At 72.8% G+C, this 18,408-nt stretch carries 15 protein-coding genes and 1 pseudogene; 5 read left to right on the top strand and 11 right to left on the bottom strand.

Annotation, left to right across the window (positions count from 1 at the left end; all coding sequences use genetic code 11):
- Positions 1-297: 297 nt before the first annotated feature.
- Positions 298-627 carry a PilZ domain-containing protein gene (locus WME75_RS36360; protein WP_437480723.1) on the bottom strand — a complete coding sequence of 110 codons (330 nt, stop codon included), beginning with the start codon at positions 625-627 and terminating at the stop codon, positions 298-300.
- 159 nt (positions 628-786) lie between these two features.
- Between WME75_RS36360 and WME75_RS36355 the strand changes: the two genes are divergently transcribed.
- On the top strand, positions 787-963 hold the full coding sequence (locus WME75_RS36355; protein ID WP_437495098.1) for a hypothetical protein: 177 nt from the start codon (positions 787-789) through the stop codon (positions 961-963).
- Positions 964-1,118: 155 nt separating this feature from the next.
- Here WME75_RS36355 and WME75_RS36350 read toward each other — a convergent pair.
- A pseudogene (locus WME75_RS36350) lies at positions 1,119-1,214 on the bottom strand (protein adenylyltransferase SelO family protein); the annotation flags it as partial.
- Between the two features lie 648 nt (positions 1,215-1,862).
- On the opposite strand from WME75_RS36350, the gene WME75_RS36345 reads away from it, so the two are divergent.
- Positions 1,863-3,764, top strand: coding sequence for a hypothetical protein (locus WME75_RS36345; protein WP_437480720.1), 1,902 nt, complete (start codon positions 1,863-1,865; stop codon positions 3,762-3,764).
- A 139-nt stretch (positions 3,765-3,903) separates the two neighbouring features.
- Here the strand turns inward: WME75_RS36345 and WME75_RS36340 are convergent, their stop codons facing one another.
- From WME75_RS36340 to WME75_RS36330, 3 genes are all read right to left on the bottom strand, one after another.
- Positions 3,904-5,958 carry a M3 family metallopeptidase gene (locus WME75_RS36340; protein WP_437480718.1) on the bottom strand — a complete coding sequence of 685 codons (2,055 nt, stop codon included), beginning with the start codon at positions 5,956-5,958 and terminating at the stop codon, positions 3,904-3,906.
- Positions 5,959-6,140: 182 nt separating this feature from the next.
- Positions 6,141-7,361 (bottom strand): acyl-CoA dehydrogenase family protein, encoded by a 1,221-nt coding sequence (locus WME75_RS36335; RefSeq protein WP_437480715.1) that lies wholly within the window; start codon positions 7,359-7,361, stop codon positions 6,141-6,143.
- 83 nt (positions 7,362-7,444) lie between these two features.
- A complete protein-coding gene (locus WME75_RS36330) occupies positions 7,445-7,999 on the bottom strand; it encodes a CAP domain-containing protein (RefSeq protein WP_437480712.1) in 555 nt (184 codons plus the stop codon).
- A gap of 393 nt (positions 8,000-8,392) precedes the next feature.
- Between WME75_RS36330 and WME75_RS36325 the strand changes: the two genes are divergently transcribed.
- Complete coding sequence (locus WME75_RS36325) at positions 8,393-9,583, top strand: hypothetical protein (RefSeq protein ID WP_437480709.1); 1,191 nt, start codon at positions 8,393-8,395, stop codon at positions 9,581-9,583.
- Positions 9,584-9,755: 172 nt separating this feature from the next.
- On the opposite strand, the gene WME75_RS36320 is transcribed toward WME75_RS36325, so the two are convergent.
- Positions 9,756-10,832 (bottom strand): AraC family transcriptional regulator ligand-binding domain-containing protein, encoded by a 1,077-nt coding sequence (locus WME75_RS36320; protein ID WP_437480706.1) that lies wholly within the window; start codon positions 10,830-10,832, stop codon positions 9,756-9,758.
- Positions 10,833-10,882: 50 nt separating this feature from the next.
- Here WME75_RS36320 and WME75_RS36315 point away from each other — a divergent pair, with 50 nt between their 5' ends.
- Positions 10,883-11,908 (top strand): Rieske 2Fe-2S domain-containing protein, encoded by a 1,026-nt coding sequence (locus WME75_RS36315; protein WP_437480703.1) that lies wholly within the window; start codon positions 10,883-10,885, stop codon positions 11,906-11,908.
- A gap of 64 nt (positions 11,909-11,972) precedes the next feature.
- On the opposite strand, the gene WME75_RS36310 is transcribed toward WME75_RS36315, so the two are convergent.
- From WME75_RS36310 to WME75_RS36290, 5 genes are all read right to left on the bottom strand, one after another.
- Positions 11,973-12,443 carry a response regulator gene (locus WME75_RS36310; protein ID WP_437480701.1) on the bottom strand — a complete coding sequence of 157 codons (471 nt, stop codon included), beginning with the start codon at positions 12,441-12,443 and terminating at the stop codon, positions 11,973-11,975.
- Between the two features lie 155 nt (positions 12,444-12,598).
- Entirely contained in the window at positions 12,599-13,981 is a 1,383-nt protein-coding gene (locus tag WME75_RS36305; protein ID WP_437480699.1) for a sigma-54-dependent transcriptional regulator, read from the bottom strand.
- 51 nt (positions 13,982-14,032) lie between these two features.
- A complete protein-coding gene (locus WME75_RS36300) occupies positions 14,033-15,577 on the bottom strand; it encodes a sensor histidine kinase (RefSeq protein WP_437480696.1) in 1,545 nt (514 codons plus the stop codon).
- Positions 15,578-15,709: 132 nt separating this feature from the next.
- Positions 15,710-16,714: a pyridoxamine 5'-phosphate oxidase family protein gene (locus tag WME75_RS36295; RefSeq protein WP_437480694.1), complete on the bottom strand. Its 1,005-nt coding sequence runs from the start codon at positions 16,712-16,714 to the stop codon at positions 15,710-15,712.
- The gene (locus WME75_RS36290) at positions 16,711-17,334 is read right to left on the bottom strand and encodes a glutathione S-transferase family protein (protein ID WP_437480691.1); all 624 of its coding nucleotides are present in this window, start codon (positions 17,332-17,334) and stop codon (positions 16,711-16,713) included. Before WME75_RS36290 ends, WME75_RS36295 begins: the two co-directional genes overlap by 4 nt.
- 148 nt (positions 17,335-17,482) lie before the next feature.
- Here WME75_RS36290 and WME75_RS36285 point away from each other — a divergent pair, with 148 nt between their 5' ends.
- Positions 17,483-18,382, top strand: a complete 900-nt coding sequence (locus WME75_RS36285; protein ID WP_437480689.1) for a LysR family transcriptional regulator — start codon at positions 17,483-17,485, stop codon at positions 18,380-18,382.
- The last annotated feature ends 26 nt before the right edge of the window (positions 18,383-18,408 follow it).

Here is an 18,408-nt window from a genome sequence, read left to right as displayed (position 1 = left end):
CCCCGCTCCGGGGAGGCTGTCCCGGCGCCGCGCGGGGGCCGCTATCGAGCGCCGGGCGGCGCGAACGGCCCGTCGAGCCGGCGAGCCGGCGAGCGACAAAAAGAAAAAGCGTCGCCGGGGCCCGGGGGGGGATAGGCCGCACCAGCAACGCTGCCCTCGGACTTAGCAGGTCACGTGCCACCGCGAGAAGATCAAGATTCCCTGCAAGTTCGCATAGATGTCCCGGGCGAATCCCCCGGGGGTTGCACTCCTGCGATTTCACCCTTGCAGGCGCGCATTGCGTCGAGGGCGGCCTCTCTAGTGGAGTGGCTCGCGGCGCCGGGCTCTGTCGTCGAGGTGCTCGGCGATCGTGAGCCGGTCGGCGTCGCTCATGACCACGAAGCGGACGGCGAGCAGGTTGTCGCGGTCCCAGACCGGGCGGGCGCGCAGCCGGATGGGGCGCCCGGCCCCGATGTCGAGCTCGAACGGGGTGAGGGCCGGCAGCGCCCGGCCCGCGAGCGCGGGCGCGCGCTCGACGATCATGCCCGTGGGGGAGAGATCGATCGCGCGGCACCGGTGCCTGTGGCCGTCGACGAGCGCCGAGACGGGGAAGTCGACCTGCGCACGCGCGCCCTGCCTACGATCCATGGGGTTCCTCCTTGGGGTCCTCGTGGGGGCGCCAAGCCTAGGCCGCGCGGCTCGACCGGGCCAAACATCGGGCGGGCGGGCCCCGCAGGCCGCTCGCAGCGCGGGTGCGCGATCCCGGCGCGGGTGCGATATGCTGGCGCGGCGAAAGGAAGGCCGGCGATGCCCACGTGCCGCGAGTGCAACAGCGAGGTCGACGAGCTCAAGACCATCAAGGTCGGAACCAAGAAGAAGAAGGTCTGTGAGGACTGCGCCGATCGCGCGGCCCAGGAGGGCGCGATCGCCGAGGAGAGCGAGGCGGTGGTGCAGCAGATGATGGGCTTCAAGGGCAGGCGCTGAGCGCGCCGCCCGGCGCCGCTCGGCGCGCCGGATCCCGTGGAACCCGGAGGAAGCCGGGAGTCCACGAAAGAAGGAGAAGCCTCTTCCCGGGTCGATTCGTCCTTCCCCGTATTCCCTTCCTGAGCGGCTCCTCGTCCCCCGGGGCCGCGACACCGCCGCAACAAGCTGCCGAATCGGACACGGGAGCGGCTCAGTCGCACGAGCGGCGGCGAGCGCGTGGGCGAGCGCTCGTCGCCGCGGAAGAGCGCCTCGCGCCCGTGGTACCGCGGCGCGCGCTCGGCGTTCCGCGGCAGCGGCTCGAAGCGTGAATGGTGCTGCTCCCCGCGCACACGCGGCGAGATCGCCGAGGCCGACCCGCTCCGCACAGCGCGGTTTCTTGTCCCTGAACACCGCGTCTCTCCGGGAAGAAACTCGCCTCGACGGGGCGTGGACGCCGCCTCGGAGCCCGAGAGCGCGGGGGCAAGGTAGGTGAAGGTCAGTGAATGGCGTGGAGATCCAGGTTGTATTGGGCGTTGCCCCACATTTCAGCGGGATTTCGCCCTTGATGAAGCGGGCGGGCGACCACTTCTTTATACATTCCTCACATCAGCGGACGAACTGCGCATTGCAGTTTTGAATCGAATTTTGCAACCTTGATGTCAAAAACGGCTCAGGTGTGCGACCTAATTGCTCGTTGGTTTTGTTTTCGGCAGGTTTTCGTCTTGACCCTCCGCGGCAATCCGGGAATAAGTGATCTTACGAGAGCGCCGGTATCCGCCCCTCTGGTGCTGAATGGTCTGCACCGATGGTTCGCGGCGCGAAGGTCGACAGTGGGAGGCTAGCTTACTGCCCCCTGTGGCCTTCGCCCGTTACGGTCCTGTTCACCACAGGGGTTCGACGACGCCGGGGGAGAAAAAGCCATGCATACGATTTCTCAGGGCTTTGGGTCGCGGTCGTTTGCTGCCGGTAAGTTCATCGCCTCGCTGTTGGCGATGTCGATCGTCGGCTTCGGCTGTGCGCCGCTCGACGAGGACGTGACCGCGGAGGAGCTGGACGCGGAGGAGCAGGCCGCCGGCACGACGTATCAAGTCGGTCCGACGCGGACCTACAAGACCCTCGCCGACGTCGCGGGCCGGCTGAAGCCGGGCGACGTGGTGGAGGTCGACGGCAACGCGACGTACTCGGGCAACATCAGGCTCACGAAGTGGGGCACGCCCACCGCGAAGATCACCCTCCGCGGCAAGCGCGTCTCCGGGAAGCGCCCCGTCCTCAAGGGCGGCACAAACACCATCGAGATCAATGCGAACCACATCGTGCTCGAGGGGTTCGACGTGACCGGTGGCACATCGAGGTGCATTTTTCACCATGGTCACGATATCACCATTCGTGACACCGTGGTCCACGATTGCCCCGCGCACGGCATCCTCGGCGCCGACAGCGACTCGGGCTCGCTGACCCTGGAGTACGTGGAGGTCTACAAGTGCGGGCAGGGGACGCAGAAGCACCCGATCTACATGGCCACGGACGAGACGGCTTATCCGGGCGCCGTGTTCCGGATGCAGCATAGCTATGTCCACGACGCAAACGGCGGCAATGCGGTGAAGTCCCGCGCGGAGCGGAACGAGATCTACCATAACTGGATCGAGGGCGGGCTCTACAAGGACCTCGAGCTCATCGGCCCTGACGGGCAGGATCCGGGGCTCGCGCGGGAGGACTCCGATGTTGTCGGCAACGTCTTCCGCAAGACGCACACGCAGTACGTGGTGCGCGTCGGCGGCGACGGCACGGGCGACACGAACGGGCGGTACCGGTTCGTGAACAACACCTTCCTGCTGATGGCGGGGTCGAGCGCGGCGATCCACCTGTTCGATGGCATCGAGAGCATCGAGCTGCACAACAATATCTTCCACCGCGTCGGAGGCGGGAGCGTCCAGGTCTTCCGCGACGACGCGAGCTGGAAGACCGGCAGCCCGCTCATCAAGGGCGTCAACAACGCCGTGTCCACGGGCACGACCGTGCCTTCCGGCTTCACGGGGACGCGGATCGTGAGCGATCCGGGCTTCACGAGCGTCGCCAACCGCGACGTGTCGCTGCTGGCGTCGAGCCCGCTCCGCAACGCCGGCGTGAGCCAGACGTCGGGGATCTCGGGGCGCGCGTTCCCGTCGCCGCTGGCGCTGCCGCTCTTCCACCCGCCGAAGGGGGCCATCGCGGCCTTCGGCGGCGCGCTGCGGCGGACCTCGGTGGGCGCGATCGACATCGGCGCCTTCGAGCACGGCTCGGGGACGACGACCCAGCCGACGCAGCCGACGCAGCCGACGGAGCCGACGCCGACGCCGACGCAGCCGACGACACCAGCGCCGGCGCCGTCGTGCCCGAGCGTGGACGCCGGAGAGTGGGTGAATACGCCGCTGACGACGCAGTGGGGCACCTTCACGGCGACCTGGGACGTGACGCCGAGCGCGTCGAACATCGACGGCGTGGTCGGGCTGTCGAGCGGCGCGGCGGACGCGTGGACCGAGCTCGCGGCGAGCGTGATCTTCGACGAGCAGGGCAACGTCCGGGTGCGGAACGGCTCGCGCTACCAGGCGACGAGGGTGTTCCCGTACGCGGCCGGGACGACGTACACGGTCCGGATGGTGGTCGAGACGGGGTCGAGGCGGTACTCGGTGTTCATCCGGCCGCGGAACGGCACCGAGGTGCAGCTCGCGAGCGGGTACGCGTTCAGGACCGAGCAGGCGCAGATCCGGTCGCTCAACAACTGGGCGATGACCCAGACCGTGGGGGCGGCGTCGCTGTCGGCTTGCAACTTCTCGATGAGGTGATTGCTTGGCGGGGGGGGCGGCCGGTGAATGAGCGGCTCCTCCGCTGAGAGGCAGTCCAGGAGCGCCCGGCCCGAGGAGACCGTGTTCTTCGCGCCGCGCGGGGGGCTGGGCGGGCCCGGGGGGGCCGCCCAGAGGCGGCTCAGGCGAGGCCGCTGCGCTGGAGCAGGGCGTCGAGGGTGGGCTCGCGGCCGCGGAAGCTCCTGTAGAGATCCATCGGGTCCTGCGTGTCGCCGAGCGCGAGGATCTGGCTGCGGAACGCGTCGCCCACCTTCCGGCTGAACAGGCCCTCCTCCTGGAAGCGGGAGAAGGCGTCGGCGTCCAGCACCTCGGCCCACTTGTAGGAGTAGTAGCCGGCGGCGTAGCCCACCGGGCTCGAGAAGAGGTGCGAGAAGCCGGCGATCATGGCGTAGCCCTCGGGCAGCGGGACGGGCGAGTAGCGCGCGAGGACCTCGCGCGCGAACTCGACGACGTCGCCGCGCTCGGGCGCCCAGTCCATGTGGAGCGCGAGGTCGATCTCGGCGAAGCCGAGCTGCCGCATCGTCGTGGCGCCGGCGCGGAACGTGCGGGCGGCGCGCATCCGCTGGAGCAGGTCGTCCGGGACCGGCGCGCCCGTCTCGTGGTGGCGCGCGAAGAGGTCGAGCGCCTCGCGCTCCCAGCACCAGTTCTCCATGATCTGCGAGGGGAGCTCGACGAAATCCCAGGCGACGTTGGTGCCGGCGAGGCTCCGGATCGGCACCCGGCTCGAGGCGTGGTGCATCATGTGCCCGAACTCGTGGAACAGCGTCTCGACCTCGCGGTGGTTGAGCAGCGCGGGGCGGCCGCCGACCGGCGGGGTGAAGCTGCCCGCCAGGACCTCGAGGTGCCGCGCGTCCTCGCCGGCCGCGCCCCCGCTCTCGCTCGGCGCGCCCGTGACGAGCCCGTGCATCCAGGCGCCGTCGCGCTTCTGCTCGCGCGGGGCGAAGTCGAGGTAGAAGGCGGCGCTCTGGGCGCCGTCCGCCTCGAGGAGCCTGTAGGCGCGGACGCTCGGGTGCCACGTGGGGGCGTCCTGCCAGGGCGTGATGCGCACGCCGTAGAGGCGGTGGGCGACCTCGAACAGGCCGGAGACGACGCGATCGAGCGGGAAATACGGGCGGAGCGCCTCGTCGTCGAAGTCGTAGCGGGCGCGGCGCAGCTTCTCGGCGTAGTAGGCGACGTCCCACGGCGAGAGCGGCGGCGCGCCAGGGCCCTCGATCTCGCGGCGGAAGGCGGCGATCTCCTCCTTCTCGCGGGCGAAGACCGGCTCGGTGCGCTCCCGCAGCGTCGCGACGAAGCGGCGCGCCTCGGCGCCCGTCTTGGCCATGCGATCCTCGAGCACGAGATCGGCGAAGGTCGCGTAGCCGAGCAGCGCCGCCTTCTCGCGGCGGAGCTCGAGGATGCGGCGGAGGAGCGGGCGGTTGTCGTGGTCGCCCTCGGTCGCCCGCGTGTTGAAGGCGCGGTAGAAGCGCTCGCGGATCGAGGCGTCGTCGAGGTGCGTGAGGACCGGGATGTAGCTCGGCGCCTGCAGCGTGAAGCGGTAGCCCTTGACGCCCTTGTCCAGGGCGCTCTGGCGGGCGGCCTCGACCGCGCTCGGCGGCAGGCCGGCGAGGCGGGCAGGGTCCTCGACAACGAACTCGAAGGCGTTCGTCGCGTCGAGCACGTTCTGCGAGAAGCGCAGGGTGAGCGTCGCGAGCTCGACGTCGATCTCGGACAGGCGCTTCTTGCCGAGGGGGTCGAGCTCGGCGCCGCTCCGGCGGAAATCGTCGAGGGTCTTCTTGAAGAAGCGGCGCCGCGGGCCGGTCAGCGCCTCGGCCTCGGGCGTGGCCGCGAACGCCTTGAGCGCGCCGTAGACGCCCTCGTTCAAGGCAATGCCGCTCAGGAACTCGCTGACCTCCGGCTGGACGGCGTTGTAGGCGGCGCGCAGCTCGGGCGTGGTGGACGTCGATTCGAGGTGCGAGACGACGTTCATGGCGCGATCGAGCCGATCGGTGACGGCCTCGAGCGCGGCGAGGGTGCTGTCGTAGGTGCGGGGGCCGGGCGTCGCGATGAGGGCCTCGAGCCGGACGCGGGCGTCCGCGAGCAGCGCGCGCACCGCGGGCTCGACGTGCTCGCTCCGGATGCGATCGAACGGGATCTCGAAGCCGAGAGAGAGCAGGGGATTGTCGGTCGCTTCGGTCATGATCGTTCCTGGTTGGGCGTGAGGGGCCGACGGACGGGGCGGGGCGCCGGCTACCCTCGGCCGGGCCGCGCAGCCCTCCCTTGGTAAAGGCGTCCTGGGGGGTTGGCTAGTGCCGGGCGCGCGAAGCCGCCGGAACGCGGCGCAGGGACCCGGCAGCTGGCGCCAAAATCCAGCGGGCGGCGCTAGGCGCCGAGCCACCGCGCGACGATCGTGGCGAGCACGTCGGACGTCCCCGAATGGATGCTGCCGCCCAGCGCGTCGTCCACGGCGGAGGGGAGGCCGCTCTCCTCGAGGTAGCCGGCGCCGCCGCGGAGCTGGAGATCGTCCAGCGCGAACTGCACGGCCGAGTCCGCCGTGTGCCACTTGGCCAGCGCGGCCTCGGCCTGGCCGCGGTGGCCCTGGTCGAGCTCCCAGGCGGCGCGGTAGACGAGCAGCCGCGAGGTCTCCAGCCGCAGCTTCATCTGCGCGAGGCGGTGCGCGACGGCCTGGTGGCGCGCGATCGCCTGGCCGCCGATCGCGCGCTCCCGGGCAAAGCGGACGGCCGCGCCGAGGGCGCGCTCCATGGCGCCGAGGCGGAAGGCGAGGATCAGCGCGCGCTCGTAGGTCATCGCGATCTGGAAGACGGCGAGGCCGGCGCCGGCGCGGCCGAGGAGCGCGTCGGGGCCGACCTCGCAGCCGGAGAACGAGACGGGCGCGAGCCGCGCGCCGCGGAGGCCCGCGGTCGCGAGCGGGGCGCCCGGGCGGATGCGCGCCGCGTCGGCCCCCTCCGCGCCGGCGCGAGCGCCCGCAGCGTCCGCCCCGCCCGCGCCGGCGCGAGCGCCCTCCGCGTCCGCCCCGCCCGCGCCGGCGCGGGGGACGAGCAGCGCCGTGAGGCCGCGCGCCGGCGCCCCCCCGGCGCGGCCCTCGCCGCCGTCGCGCGCGATCGCGAAGTACACGTCGGCCCGGTCGGCCCAGGTCACGTACCGCTTCTCGCCGGTGAGCCGGTAGCCGGAGGCGGCGCGGTCGGCCGTGGCCTGCACCGACGCGACGTCCGAGCCGGCGCCGGCCTCGGTGGCCGCGACCGTCGCCATGCAGTCGCCGGTCGCCATCCGCGGCAGCCAGGCGCGCTGCTGCGCGGGCGTGCCCACCCGGGCGAGCAGGAGCGCCACGCCGAAGAGGTGCGCCCCCGCGGCGAGCAGGACGCCGCCGTCGCGCAGCGCCGCGCCGAGGCCCTCGTAGGCGAGCGCCGTCGTGACGAGGTCGAGGCCCTCGCCGCCGAGATCGCGGGCGATCGGCAGGCCGAGGGCGCCCCCCCGGGCGAGGACGCGCATGCGGTCGTCCGGGGCCGCGGCGTCGGCCTCGGCGCCGAGGGCGCGCATGCGGTCGTGGACGGCGCGCTGAGCAGGGGTCCATCCGAAGTCCATCGCTGCTGCGATACCAGAGCGGGCGAGGGGCGGGGAGGACGCGAGGTGAGACGCGAGGACGGCGCGCGGCGCCCGCGCTCGGCTCAGTAGGGGGCCTGTTGGTTGAAATTCCCGGGAGGATCGTAGTTGCACACCCAGATCTGCCAGGACCCGCCGCCGAACGGCGAGCCGTCCGTGCAATCGGCGACCCCGCAGCCGAGCCGCAGGGAGTCGGCCCAGACCACCTGGGTATAATGGCCGCAGGTGGAGCTGCAGGCGTTGCTCGCAAGGTCGTAGTTGGCCGCCTCGTCGACCCACGCGGCGACGACGTCCTCCGGCGTGGTCGAGGAGCCGCTCGTGGCGTAGAGGTTCTCTCCGTAGTCGGTCTTGCTGTGGCCGAACACGCACCCATCGGCGTAGGCCTGGGCCGCCGCGGCGATCTCGGGCGACCACGTGAGCAGGGGGATCGGCGGGTCGGCGGGCGGGTCGACCGCGTCGCGCGCCCTGTTGTGGGCCGCCGTCATCCCGGCCACCGCGAACGGCTCGCCGCCGGCCTGGTTCGCCGTGCCCTCGTCGTCGGACGAGCCGCTGCAAGCGGCCGTCAGGGCGAGCACGAGAGAGAGCCGCGAGAGCCGAGGGAGCAGTGGGCCGAGCGTCATCACGGGGCCATTGTCCTACGGCACGGCCGAGCTCTGCAACCGCTATCCGATGATGGCTAGTTGAAACCACGACGTGCCGTGTCATGCCGCGTCGAGAGCCTCCCTGGACGGCCGCATCCGGGCATTACCCCCGCGCCGAGACGCACATCAACAGATCTCGTCATGCATTGCTGGCTTGCCGACGGGCTTCGCCCTAGGGGTACGTCGAGAGCGGCGACAATTCCGCAGGATGGACCTTGTCAGCCGGGTCGGTCTATGAACTATTGTCGCCCTGCTTCGGAGGCGGCTGCCGCCCGAGCACGAAGGTGGGCGGCCGCCCACCTGGGGTGGTTGCCGCTCTCGCGGCGATCGGGCACCGGACGCGTTCCCGATAAAGAACCAAGGAGTTTCCTGATGGATATCCGTGTGACGTGGCGAATCGCGACATTCCCTCTGGTGCTGGCGGGGCTCTCGCTCGTTCCGCTCATGGGGTGTGACAAGGCCGCGGAGCTGCAGAATGACCTCTGCTGTCGCGATTTCACGCCGGGCGCCGATCTCACCGCGGTGGAGTGGGGGCTCGATGCACAATTCGAGCTCGATTATGGTGCCTTCATGCAGTCCGTGTCCGACTTCACCGGGGCCGCGGGCGCCATCGTGACCGACGTCACCAGCGCCTGTCAGGCGATCGCGCTGGATCTCGGCGAGGACGCGGCGACGATCACGGCGACGAAGCCGAGCGAGCGGGCCACGCAGTGGTGTGAGCTCGCCATCGACGCGCTCGGGGACGCGACGGCCGATCTGTCGATCTCCTTCCAGCCGCCGAGCTGCACGGTCGACGCGAGCGTGCAGGCGAACTGCGAGGCGAAGTGCAGCGCCAACGTCGAGTGCCAGCTGACGCCGGCGGAGATCGTCGCGCGCTGCACTCCTACCGAGCTCTCGGGCCGGTGCGAGGGCTCGTGCACGGGCTCGTGCGAGGGCTCGGCCAACCTGGCCGTCAACTGCGAGGGCACGTGCGAGGGCACGTGCGAGGGCACGTGCGAGGGCGACTGCGCCGCGACGACCGCCGGCGGCGACTGCCGCGGGGAGTGCAAGGGCACCTGCACGGGCCAGTGCCGCGGCTCGTGCTCATTCGACGCCGGCGTGAACGTGCAGTGCAACGCCGATTGCTCGGGCACGTGCGACGTCGAGTTCAAGGCGCCGAAGTGCAAGGCCGAGCTCGATCCACCGGAGGCCGAGTGCAAGGGGAGCGCGAGCTGCGACGGCTCCTGCAAGGCGAGCGCGAGCGCGAAGGCGAGCTGCAAGGAGCCCGCGGTCAACATCGAGGGCGGGACCGACGCCGAGGCGGTGATCGCCACGCTCAAGACGAACCTGCCGCGGCTCCTGGTCGCCGCCCAGGCGCGTGGCCAGCTGCTCCTCGACAGCGCCGAGGCGGTGGTCACGCTCGCGCCCAACCTCGAGGGCGCGGCGACCGGCAGCGTGAAGGCGGGGGCGTGCATCATCCCGGCCACCAACGCGATCACGCAGGCGGTCGAGAACATCGAGGCGAGCCTGACGGCGAGCGCCAACGTGATGGGCAAGCTGGAGATCGCCCCCGCGAGCCCGTGAGCGCGCGCCCGGCGGCGGCGCGGGCCGCGGACGGGCGAGCATGACCTCCGGAAGCCGGCCGAGGCCGGGCGCCGCGCGCGCTCGCCTCGGCCGTCGCCGTTCGTGCGCCTCCGCGCGCAGGCCCTCGCGCCAGGCGGCTCGCGACGGCGCTCGGCTTGCTCCTCGGCACCTGTCACCGCGGCCCAGCGGCCCTGGCGCGGGCGCGGAACGCCTCCGGCGTCACGCCGGTCCAGCGCCGGAACGCCCGGTGGAACGCGCTCGGCTCCGAGTAGCCGAGCAGGTAGGCCACCTCGCCGATCGCCATGTCGGTCTCCAGGAGCGCCGCCGCGCGGCCGCGCCGGACCTCGTCGAGCAGGGCGTGGGTCGACGTGCCCTCGTCGCCGAGGCGGCGCTGGAGCGTGCGCGGGCTCATCCGCAGGCGCGCCGCGAGCGCGCCCAGGTCGGCCCCCTCGCGCAGCCGCTCGCCGAGGAGCGCCCGCACGCGGTCGGACAGCGCGGGCGGCGCCGCGCCGGGCAGGCTCGCCGCGATGACGCGCACCTGGCGCTCCAGGAAGGCGGCGAGCGCCTCGTTCGCGTGCGGCAGCGGCCGGTCCAGCGCCTCGACCGGCATGACCAGCTCGGTCTGCAGCGCCCCGAACAGCACCGGCGAGCCGAGCCGCCGCGCCTTCTCCTCCGGATCGCCGTCGGGCGCGTGGCGAAAGCGCACCGCGACCGCCTGGATCGGGTCGCCGCACATGCGCCCGGCGTTCACGAGCACGTCGAACGCGAACATCTCCGCCACCTGGCCGTGGGCCGGCCGATCGGGCCCGAACGGCGCGAAGGTGAGGTGCGCGCAGCGACCGCGGAGCTCCAGGGTGTAGCGCTCGCCCTCGTTCCAGAGCTGCTGGTAGCGGAGCATCCGGTGCAGCGCCTCGCCGAGGGTGGGGCTGCTCATGGCGAGGAAGCCGAGGGCGTCGAAGTGCTCCGGCTGGAAGCGCCCCGCGAAGTCGAGGCCGAGGTGCGGATCGGCGGCGGCCGCCACCGCCGCCTCGACGAGCGCGTAGAACGCCGCGAGCGGCACGCGGGCGTCGGGATCGGCGAGCGCGGCGGCCGGGAGCCCCGCGGCCTCGAGCAGCGCGGCGCGATCCACCCCGCGCTGCGCCGCGTGGTCCGCGAGCTGCGCGGCGGTGCGGGCCCAGATCGTCGGCGCGCGCGCCGGCCCCCGGGCGGCCTGGCGCCGCAGGTCAGCCCTTGTGGCGCGCGCGGTCACTGCCCCCTCGCCGAGGGAGCCTCAGGCTTCCGGGCAATCGGAGGAGCACTATGCGAAGGCACGGCATCGAGGAAGGGCGCGGCGGGTTCGTCGAGGGCGCCTGGTACATCATCGCGGACGCGGCCCGGGTGGGCAAGCGGCCGGTCACCGTCGAGCGGTTCGGGACGCGCCTCGTGCTGTTCCGGGACGAGCGCGGCGCCCTGGTCGCGGCGCGGGCGCGCTGCCCGCACCGCGGCGCGGACCTCGGCCTGGGGCGGGTCGTGGACGGGACGATCGAGTGCCCGTACCACGGCTTCCGGTTCGCCTCGGACGGGCGCTGCGTGGCGATCCCGTGCGAGGGGCGCGGGGCGATCGCGCGCGGCGCGGCCGACGCGCTCGCGCTGACCCGCTACGAGGTGCGCGAGCACCGGGGCTTCGTGTGGCTCTTCTGGGGCGAGCGGCCGGCAGAGCTGCCGCCGGTGCCCTGGTTCGAGGGCCTGCCAGCCGACGAGCGGCACGCCCACACGGCGTCGATGGAGTGGGATGTGCCGTTCGCGCGCGCGATGGAGGGGATGCTCGACATTCACCACCTGCCGTTCGCGCACCGGCCCTGGGTGCTTGGCGTCGGCGCGCTGCTCGATCCCTATGACGTCCGCGTGGAGGGCGACGTCATCCACGCCGTGGGGGTGCTCCGCCACGATGACGGGGAGCCGTGGGACGGCCGCCGGGGGTTGAAGTTCGAGCTGGAGGTGCGCTTCCCGGGCCTGCTGCGCCTGTCGTTCGGGAAGGTGGTGGGGGGCCTGGCGGGGTGCGCGCCGATCGACGCGGGGCGGACGGCGATCGTGGGGCGGTACTATCTGCCGATCCCGGTGATCGGGCGGCTCCTGGCGAGGCTCGGGATGCTGATGGAGTTCCGGCTGATCCAGCCGGGCGACGAGCGGATGCTCGCGTCGTCGGAGCCGCGCGACGCGGACCTGGACGCGTGCCGCTTCGTGCGTGCGGATGCGGGGATCCTCGCGTGGCACAAGATGCGTCGGGCGCGGCTGAAGGCGCCGCGCGAGGGGGAGCCGCGCCGGCTTCCGGTGGAGCCGGGGTGAGGCGTCGCGGCGCCGGTGGGGGGGCGACGGGAGCGCGAGGCGGCGCGCGCGGCCGCGCGGCGCGTCAGCCGCGGATCGAGGCGAGGGTGTGGACGACGATCCGCAGATCGTCGATGTCGAGCGGCTTGTCGAGCACCGCGTCGGCGCCCAGGCGGTAGGCCTCGGCGTGGGTCTCCGGGTCGCCGAACGCGGTGATGAGGACGACGGGCGTCGCCCAGTCGTCGCGGCGCAGCCCGGCGAGCAGCTCGAGGCCGCTCCTGCCCGGCATCCGGATGTCGCTCACCACGACGTCGACCGGGGTGCCGTTGCCGGAGACCAGCGCGGCGCCCATCAGCTCGAGGAGGTGGTTGGCGTCGCGCGCCTCCAGGACCTCGTAACCGTCGCGGCGGAGGGCGGTGGCGAGCAGCAGCCGCAGCTCCCTGTCGTCCTCCGCCAGGAGCACGCGGACGGGCGCGGCGACGAGGCGGACGCTCGGCTGGGGTTCGGGGGTCGCACTCGGGGACCAGGCATGTTCGCGGAGCTGCTGGGGGATCATCGGGTTCTCCTTATGACCGCTCCTCATTGCAGGCAGCGTGCCGCCGGCGGCCGCCCGAACCGACCCGGGTTGCCCGAACCGACCCGGGTTGAGGTGGCCTCGCCGGTCGCCTCTGGGGCGGGGCATCCCTCCCCGCCGGGGTATTCCTCCGCGCCTCAGCCGCCCTTCGCCGGCACGGCGGGCGGCTCCCACCGATCGAGCTTGCGGTGCAGCGTCTTCCGGTCGAGCCCGAGGATCCGCGCCGCCAGCGTCTTGTTCCCGCCCGCCGCCTCGAGCACCCGCAGGATGTACCGGCGCTCCACCTCCTCCAGCGGCACGAGCTCCGACGGATCGTCCCCCGCCACGAGGACGTGCGACGGCCGGTGCTCCCGGATCTTCGCCGGCAGATCGTCCACCGTGATCTCCTGGTATCGCGTGAGCGCCACCGCCCGCTCGATGCAGTTCTGGATCTCCCGCACGTTGCCCGGCCACGAGTACGCGAGCAGCCGCTCGGCCGCAGCCGGCGACAGGCCCACCACCTCCTTGCCCGCGCGCGCGGCGAAGTCCTCCAGGAAGCGCTGCGCGAGCAGCAGCACGTCGCTGCCCCGCGCCCGCACCGGCGGCAGCTCCACGTGGAGCACGTTGACCCGGTAGTACAGGTCCTCCCGGAACCGGCGCTCCTCGACGGCCGCGTCCAGATCGCGGTTCGTCGCCGCCACGATGCGCGCGTCGAAGGGCACCTCGGCGTTCCCGCCCACCGGCCGCACCCGGCGCTCCTGCAGGGCGCGGAGCAGCTTCGGCTGCACCGAGAGCGGCAGCTCCCCGATCTCGTCGAGGAGCAGCGTCCCGCCGTTCGCCTCCACGAACAGCCCCGGGCGCGACGCGCGCGCGTCGGTGAACGCGCCCCGCACGTGCCCGAAGAGCTCGCTCTCGATCAGCGACTCCGGCACCGCCGTGCAGTTGATCGCCACGAACGGCCCCCCCTTGCGGCGGCTCCGCTCGTGCAGCGCCCGCGCGACGACCTCCTTGCCCGTCCCGCTCTCGCCCGTGATGAGCACCGTCGCCTCCGCGTCGGCGATGCGCTCGATCAGGTCCTGCACCCCCCGCATCGCGGCGCTCCGGCCGACGAGGTCCGGCGACGCCCCGGGCGCGGCCACGGCGCGGCGCAGCCGCCGCACCTCGGCCTTGAGGGCGTGGTGCGCGATCGCCCGCTCCAGCGCCAGCGCCAGCGCCTCGATGTCGACCGGCTTGGTCACGTAGTCGTACGCGCCCGCGCGGATCGCCTCCACCGCGGTCTCGATGCTGCCGAAGGCGGTGATCACCACCACCGGCAGGTCCGGCCGGATCTCGGCCGCCCGGCGGCAGACAGCGATCCCGTCCATGCCGCGCATGTTCAGGTCGGTCAGGAGGACGTCGAAGCGCTCATCCTCCTCGATCAGCGAGAGCGCCTCCGCCGGTGAGGTCCGCGTGGTCGCCTCGACGCCCCGCGAGCGGAGGTCCGCCGCGAGCCACGCGCACATCGCCTCGTCGTCGTCGATGATCAGCGCTCGCCTTCCCATGTCGCCTCGATGAATCGCGTAGTACAGCGCCGCGCCTGCGGCCAGTCGCGGCTAGGCCGCCGCCCCGGCCAGCCCGCCCCGCCCCGGCGAGGGCGCGCCGTCGTCCCCGGCCGCCGGGCCCGCGCCTCCCCGGCCGCTCGGGGGGAGGTGCACCGTGAAGGTCGAGCCCTCGCCGAGCTCGCTCTCCACGTCGATCCAGCCCCCGTGCTCGCGCACGATGCCGTAGGAGACGCTCAGCCCGAGGCCGGTGCCCTCGCCGACGTCCTTCGTGGTGAAGAACGGCTCGAAGATGCGGGCGATGTGCTCGGGCGCGATCCCGTCGCCGCGGTCGATCACCCGGATGGCGATGTGCTCGCCCTCGGCGCCGCCGTGATCGGCCGGGGGGCGCGCGAGCGCGCGCTCGACGCGGACGGTGAGCTCGCCGCCCCGCTTCATCGATTGCATGCCGTTCATGACGAGGTTCGTGAGCACCTGCTGCATCTGCCCGGCGTCCACCTCGGCCTCGGCGCGCGCTGGGGCGAGATCCGCCTCGTCGAGGCGGAGCGTCACGCTCCGCTTGCGGGCGAGGGGCTCCAGGAGGGCCAGCGTCTGGCGCGCGATCTGCGCGAGATCGGCCGGCGCCTTGTGCGCCACCCGGCGGCGCGCGAAATCGAGCAGGTGCCGGATGATCTTCGTCATCCGGTCCGCCTGCTCGGCGATGATGCGGGCGCTGTCCGCCGCTTCCTCCGGCGGCAGGCCGCGGACGATCATCTTGGCGCGGCCTCCCACCACGTTGAGCGGCGTGCCGAGCTCGTGCGCGATGCCCGAGGCGAGCTTCCCCACGGTGGTGAGCCGATCGGCGTGCCGGAGCTGCTCCAGCGCGGCGATGCGCGCGGTCGTCTCCCGGGCGGCGCGCTCGCGCGCCTCGGCCAGGTGTTCGCACATCGCGTTGATCTCGCGGGCGATCTGCCCGAGCTCGTCGCGCTGCGGCAGGAGCAGCGGACCGCCGAGGTCGCCTTCCCCGATGCGCCGGGTCTTGTCGACGAGCCGTCGCGTCGGGCGCCCGACGAGGATCTGCCCGAAGGTCATCGCCAGGAGCCCGCTCAGCGCCGCGAGGGCGATGATGGTGGTCACCGTGTTGACCACGCTCGCCTGGACGTACGTCTCCTCCTCCTCGAGCGACTCCGAGATCTCGATGGCCCCGACGCGTGTCGGGTCCACGGCGACCGGCGCGTACGTGTAGATGCGCCCGGTCCTGTCGCCCTCGCGCTGCATCCGGAACACCTCGGCGCCCCCGGAGAGCTCGGCGATCTCCTCGGCGGGCAGCGCCGGCGCGAAGCGATCGCCGGCCGGCGCGTCGAGCCACACCCAGCGGAAGCGCACGCCATCCTCGCGCTCGCTCGCCTCGCGAAGCACACGGAGCGCCTCGTCGAGCCCGTCCCGGCGCCACGTCTCGGTCACCGCCGCGCGGAGCGCGATGCCGATGAGGTGCTCGTCGCGCCGCACGTCGGCCTCGAACAGCGCCCGTTCGCGCCGCACCGAGAGGTAGCCGTAGAGGCTCAGCACGGCGCACATGACGAGGACGAGGGCCAAGGTGAGCTTGCTGGCGAGCCGCATGATTGCTGGAGCAGAATGCAGGACGCGTGCGCATTCTCAAGGCCGCGCGTCGCTGCGCGGGCTGGCCTCGGGTCGCCCCGGATCTCCCCGGCGGGGCAAAACTCCCCTGAGCTGGCCCGCCGCCGCGCGGCGTCATGCGCGCTCCACGCCCTCCCACGAGCCGGTCGCCGCGAGCTGCGGCGCCGCCACCGGCGCCGACCAGCGCAGCGGCACCGCGTCCTCCCGAAAGACGCCCTCGGCCACGCGGAACCGCAGGAGCCGCTGGGCTCCGGCGAAGGCCGAGAGCTCCGGGCCGTCCCAGAGCACCTCGGCCTCTCCGGTCAGCGACAGCACCCCGCCCGACGCGAAATCCACGAAGAGCACCCCGGCGCGCGGGTTCAGCGCCAGGTTGCCGAACGTGTTGAACGCGAAATTGCCGGTGAAATCCGGCGAGGTCAGCACCGTGCGGCCGTCCTCCTCGGTCACGCGCACGAAGCCGGGCTTGCCGCCCCGGTGGGACACATCGGCCCCCTCGACCGCGCTGCCCCCGCCCGCGGCCGGCGCGGCGGTCGCGATGAAGAACGTGTCCGCGCGCCGGATCAGCGCCGCCGCGCCGGCGGACAGCGCCGGTCCTTCGGCCTGCGCCGCAGGAGGCGCCGCGGCCGCGTCCGGCGCTCTCACGAACATCGGCTCTCGCGCCTGGATGTACTGCGCGCAGTTGCCGAAGCTCTGCCCGACCTCGACGACGAAGCCCCCGTCGCCGGCCTCGGTGATCGTGCCGTTCATCCGGTTGCGACGGCGGGTCTCGAGCTGGATGCCGAGGAGGCCCACGGGCGCGCCCGCCACGAGGTGTGCGGCGAGCGGATCGCCGGACGGAGGACGCGCGTTCACCGCGAGCGTCAGGGGATCCGGAGATGCGATGAACCCCGGCCGCCCCACCAGGATGGAGGCCCATGGCCGTCTCTGCGCGTCGAGGCTCCCGACGAGCAGGAACGGCAGCTTCGTGAACAGCTCGCGGTGCTGGTCGGGCATGAAGTCCCGGATGATCCTGCGTCCGGCCCTCTCGGCCCGCTCGCGCGCGCCGGCCCGCGCCTGCATGGCCATCTCGCCCGGGTGATAGGGTGATCCCTCACCGGGCCAGCCGGACGGGGCGGTCACGGGAGCGTCCTTTGCATTGGCACGAAGCCGGGCAGCTCCTCCACGCGGGCGAGCCACGCGCGGATGTGGCCAACCGGGTCGAGCGGCACGCCGCCCTCCGGCGCGTGCGCTGTATACGTGTACATCGCGACGTCGGCGAGGGTCGGCGCATCGCCCGAGAGGAAGCGCCGCGCCGCGAGGTGCTGGTCGACCACCGTGAAGAGCTGGGCGGCGATCGTCCTGGCCCGCTCGTGATCCAGCCTGAAGCCGAACACGCTCACGAGGCGCGCCGCCGCGGGCCCGGCCGCGAGCTGCCCCGCGGCCACGGAGAGCCATTGCTGCACGCGCGCCGCCGCCACCGGATCGCGCGGGAGCCAGCGCCCCGACGGGTCGTACCGCGCGGCCAGATAAACGAGGATCGCGTTGCTGTCGGCCATCGTCACGTCGCCGTCCTCGATCACCGGCACCTGACCGAAGGGGCTCTTGCTCAGGAACTCGGGCGTCTTGTGGGCGCCGTTCTTCAGATCGACGTCGATGCGCTCGAACGGAAGCCCGAGCAGCGACAGGAACAGCTCCACACGGTGCGCGTGCCCCGAGAGCGGATGGCGATAAAGACGGAGTGGGCTGGCAGGGATCGTCATCGAGGTGTCCTTTCGACTGGATGGCAGCCGGAGGCGGCACAGCCCGCGTGTGCCTCTCTCCCGCTCGCCGACCGAGGATGCCCATTCCTGACGCCGGGGGTAATACCCGTCCTTGACAAGAGACCGTTCCAGGAAATGGAATAATCCGATGGATCGCCTGGACACCCTGCGCGTGTTCGTCGCCGTCGCCGAGGAGGAGGGCTTCGCGCCCGCGGCGCGGCGGCTGTCGATGTCGCCGCCGGCGGTGACGCGGGCCATTTCCGCGCTCGAGGAGCGGATCGGCACGCGGCTCTTGCACCGCACCACGCGCATCGTCCGCCTGACCGAGGCGGGCGCCCGGTTCCTCGCGGACTGCAAGCGGATCCTGGGCGAGCTCGAGGAGGCCGAGGCGTCGGCGGCCGGGTCCCACGCCGCGCTGCGCGGGCAGGTCGGGGTGACGGCGCCGGTCCTGTTCGGCCGGATGTTCGTCGCGCCGGTCGTCTTCGACTTCCTGGCGCGCCATCCGCGCGTGTCGGCGCGGACGCTGCTCGTCGATCGCATCGTCGACATGCTCGACGAGGGGCTCGACGTCGCCGTCCGGATAGCCCATCTGCCCGACTCGTCGCTGACCGCGATCCGCGTCGGCTCGGTGCGGCGGGTGGTCTGCGCGTCGCCGGGCTACCTGGCCGCGCGCGGCGCGCCCGCGGCGCCGGCCGACCTGGCGCAGCGCGACACCGTCTCTTTTTCGCAGACGGGCTCTCCCGAGGAGTGGTCGTTCGCGTCGGGCGCGCGGGTCGAGAAGGTCCTCCCGCCGTCGCAGCTCCTCGTCAACACCGCCGACGTCGCCATCGCGGCGGCCGTGGCCGGGCGGGGGCTCGCGCGGGTGCTCTCCTATCAGATCGGCCCGGAGCTGCGCGACGGCCGCCTTTCCATCGTGCTCCCGGCGTTCGAGCCCCCGCCGGTCCCGATCCACGTCGTCCACGCCGAGGGCCGGCGCGCGGCGGCGAGGGTGCGGGCGTTCGTCGATTTCCTTGTCGAGCGGCTCCGGGCCGAGACGTGGCTCAGGTGATCGCCGCCCGCGCCGGCCGCTCGCGC

Origin of the sequence: Sorangium sp. So ce1014, from assembly GCF_051521505.1 — a bacterium.
GTDB lineage: Bacteria > Myxococcota_A > Polyangia > Polyangiales > Polyangiaceae > Sorangium.
The sequence above is the reverse complement of the archived record's forward strand: the minus strand, read 5'-3'. Positions and strand labels throughout refer to the sequence as shown.

Excerpts from the sequence above, each read along its gene's own strand:
- WME75_RS36360 (WP_437480723.1), bottom strand. The coding sequence starts at position 627 with ATGGATCGTAGGCAGGGCGCGCGTGCGCAGGTCGACTTCCCCGTCTCG.
- WME75_RS36355 (WP_437495098.1), top strand. The coding sequence starts at position 787 with ATGCCCACGTGCCGCGAGTGCAACAGCGAGGTCGACGAGCTCAAGACC.
- WME75_RS36345 (WP_437480720.1), top strand. The coding sequence starts at position 1,863 with ATGCATACGATTTCTCAGGGCTTTGGGTCGCGGTCGTTTGCTGCCGGT.
- WME75_RS36340 (WP_437480718.1), bottom strand. The coding sequence starts at position 5,958 with ATGACCGAAGCGACCGACAATCCCCTGCTCTCTCTCGGCTTCGAGATC.
- WME75_RS36335 (WP_437480715.1), bottom strand. The coding sequence starts at position 7,361 with ATGGACTTCGGATGGACCCCTGCTCAGCGCGCCGTCCACGACCGCATG.
- WME75_RS36330 (WP_437480712.1), bottom strand. The coding sequence starts at position 7,999 with ATGACGCTCGGCCCACTGCTCCCTCGGCTCTCGCGGCTCTCTCTCGTG.
- WME75_RS36325 (WP_437480709.1), top strand. The coding sequence starts at position 8,393 with ATGGATATCCGTGTGACGTGGCGAATCGCGACATTCCCTCTGGTGCTG.
- WME75_RS36315 (WP_437480703.1), top strand. The coding sequence starts at position 10,883 with ATGCGAAGGCACGGCATCGAGGAAGGGCGCGGCGGGTTCGTCGAGGGC.
- WME75_RS36310 (WP_437480701.1), bottom strand. The coding sequence starts at position 12,443 with ATGATCCCCCAGCAGCTCCGCGAACATGCCTGGTCCCCGAGTGCGACC.
- WME75_RS36305 (WP_437480699.1), bottom strand. The coding sequence starts at position 13,981 with ATGGGAAGGCGAGCGCTGATCATCGACGACGACGAGGCGATGTGCGCG.
- WME75_RS36300 (WP_437480696.1), bottom strand. The coding sequence starts at position 15,577 with ATGCGGCTCGCCAGCAAGCTCACCTTGGCCCTCGTCCTCGTCATGTGC.
- WME75_RS36290 (WP_437480691.1), bottom strand. The coding sequence starts at position 17,334 with ATGACGATCCCTGCCAGCCCACTCCGTCTTTATCGCCATCCGCTCTCG.
- WME75_RS36285 (WP_437480689.1), top strand. The coding sequence starts at position 17,483 with ATGGATCGCCTGGACACCCTGCGCGTGTTCGTCGCCGTCGCCGAGGAG.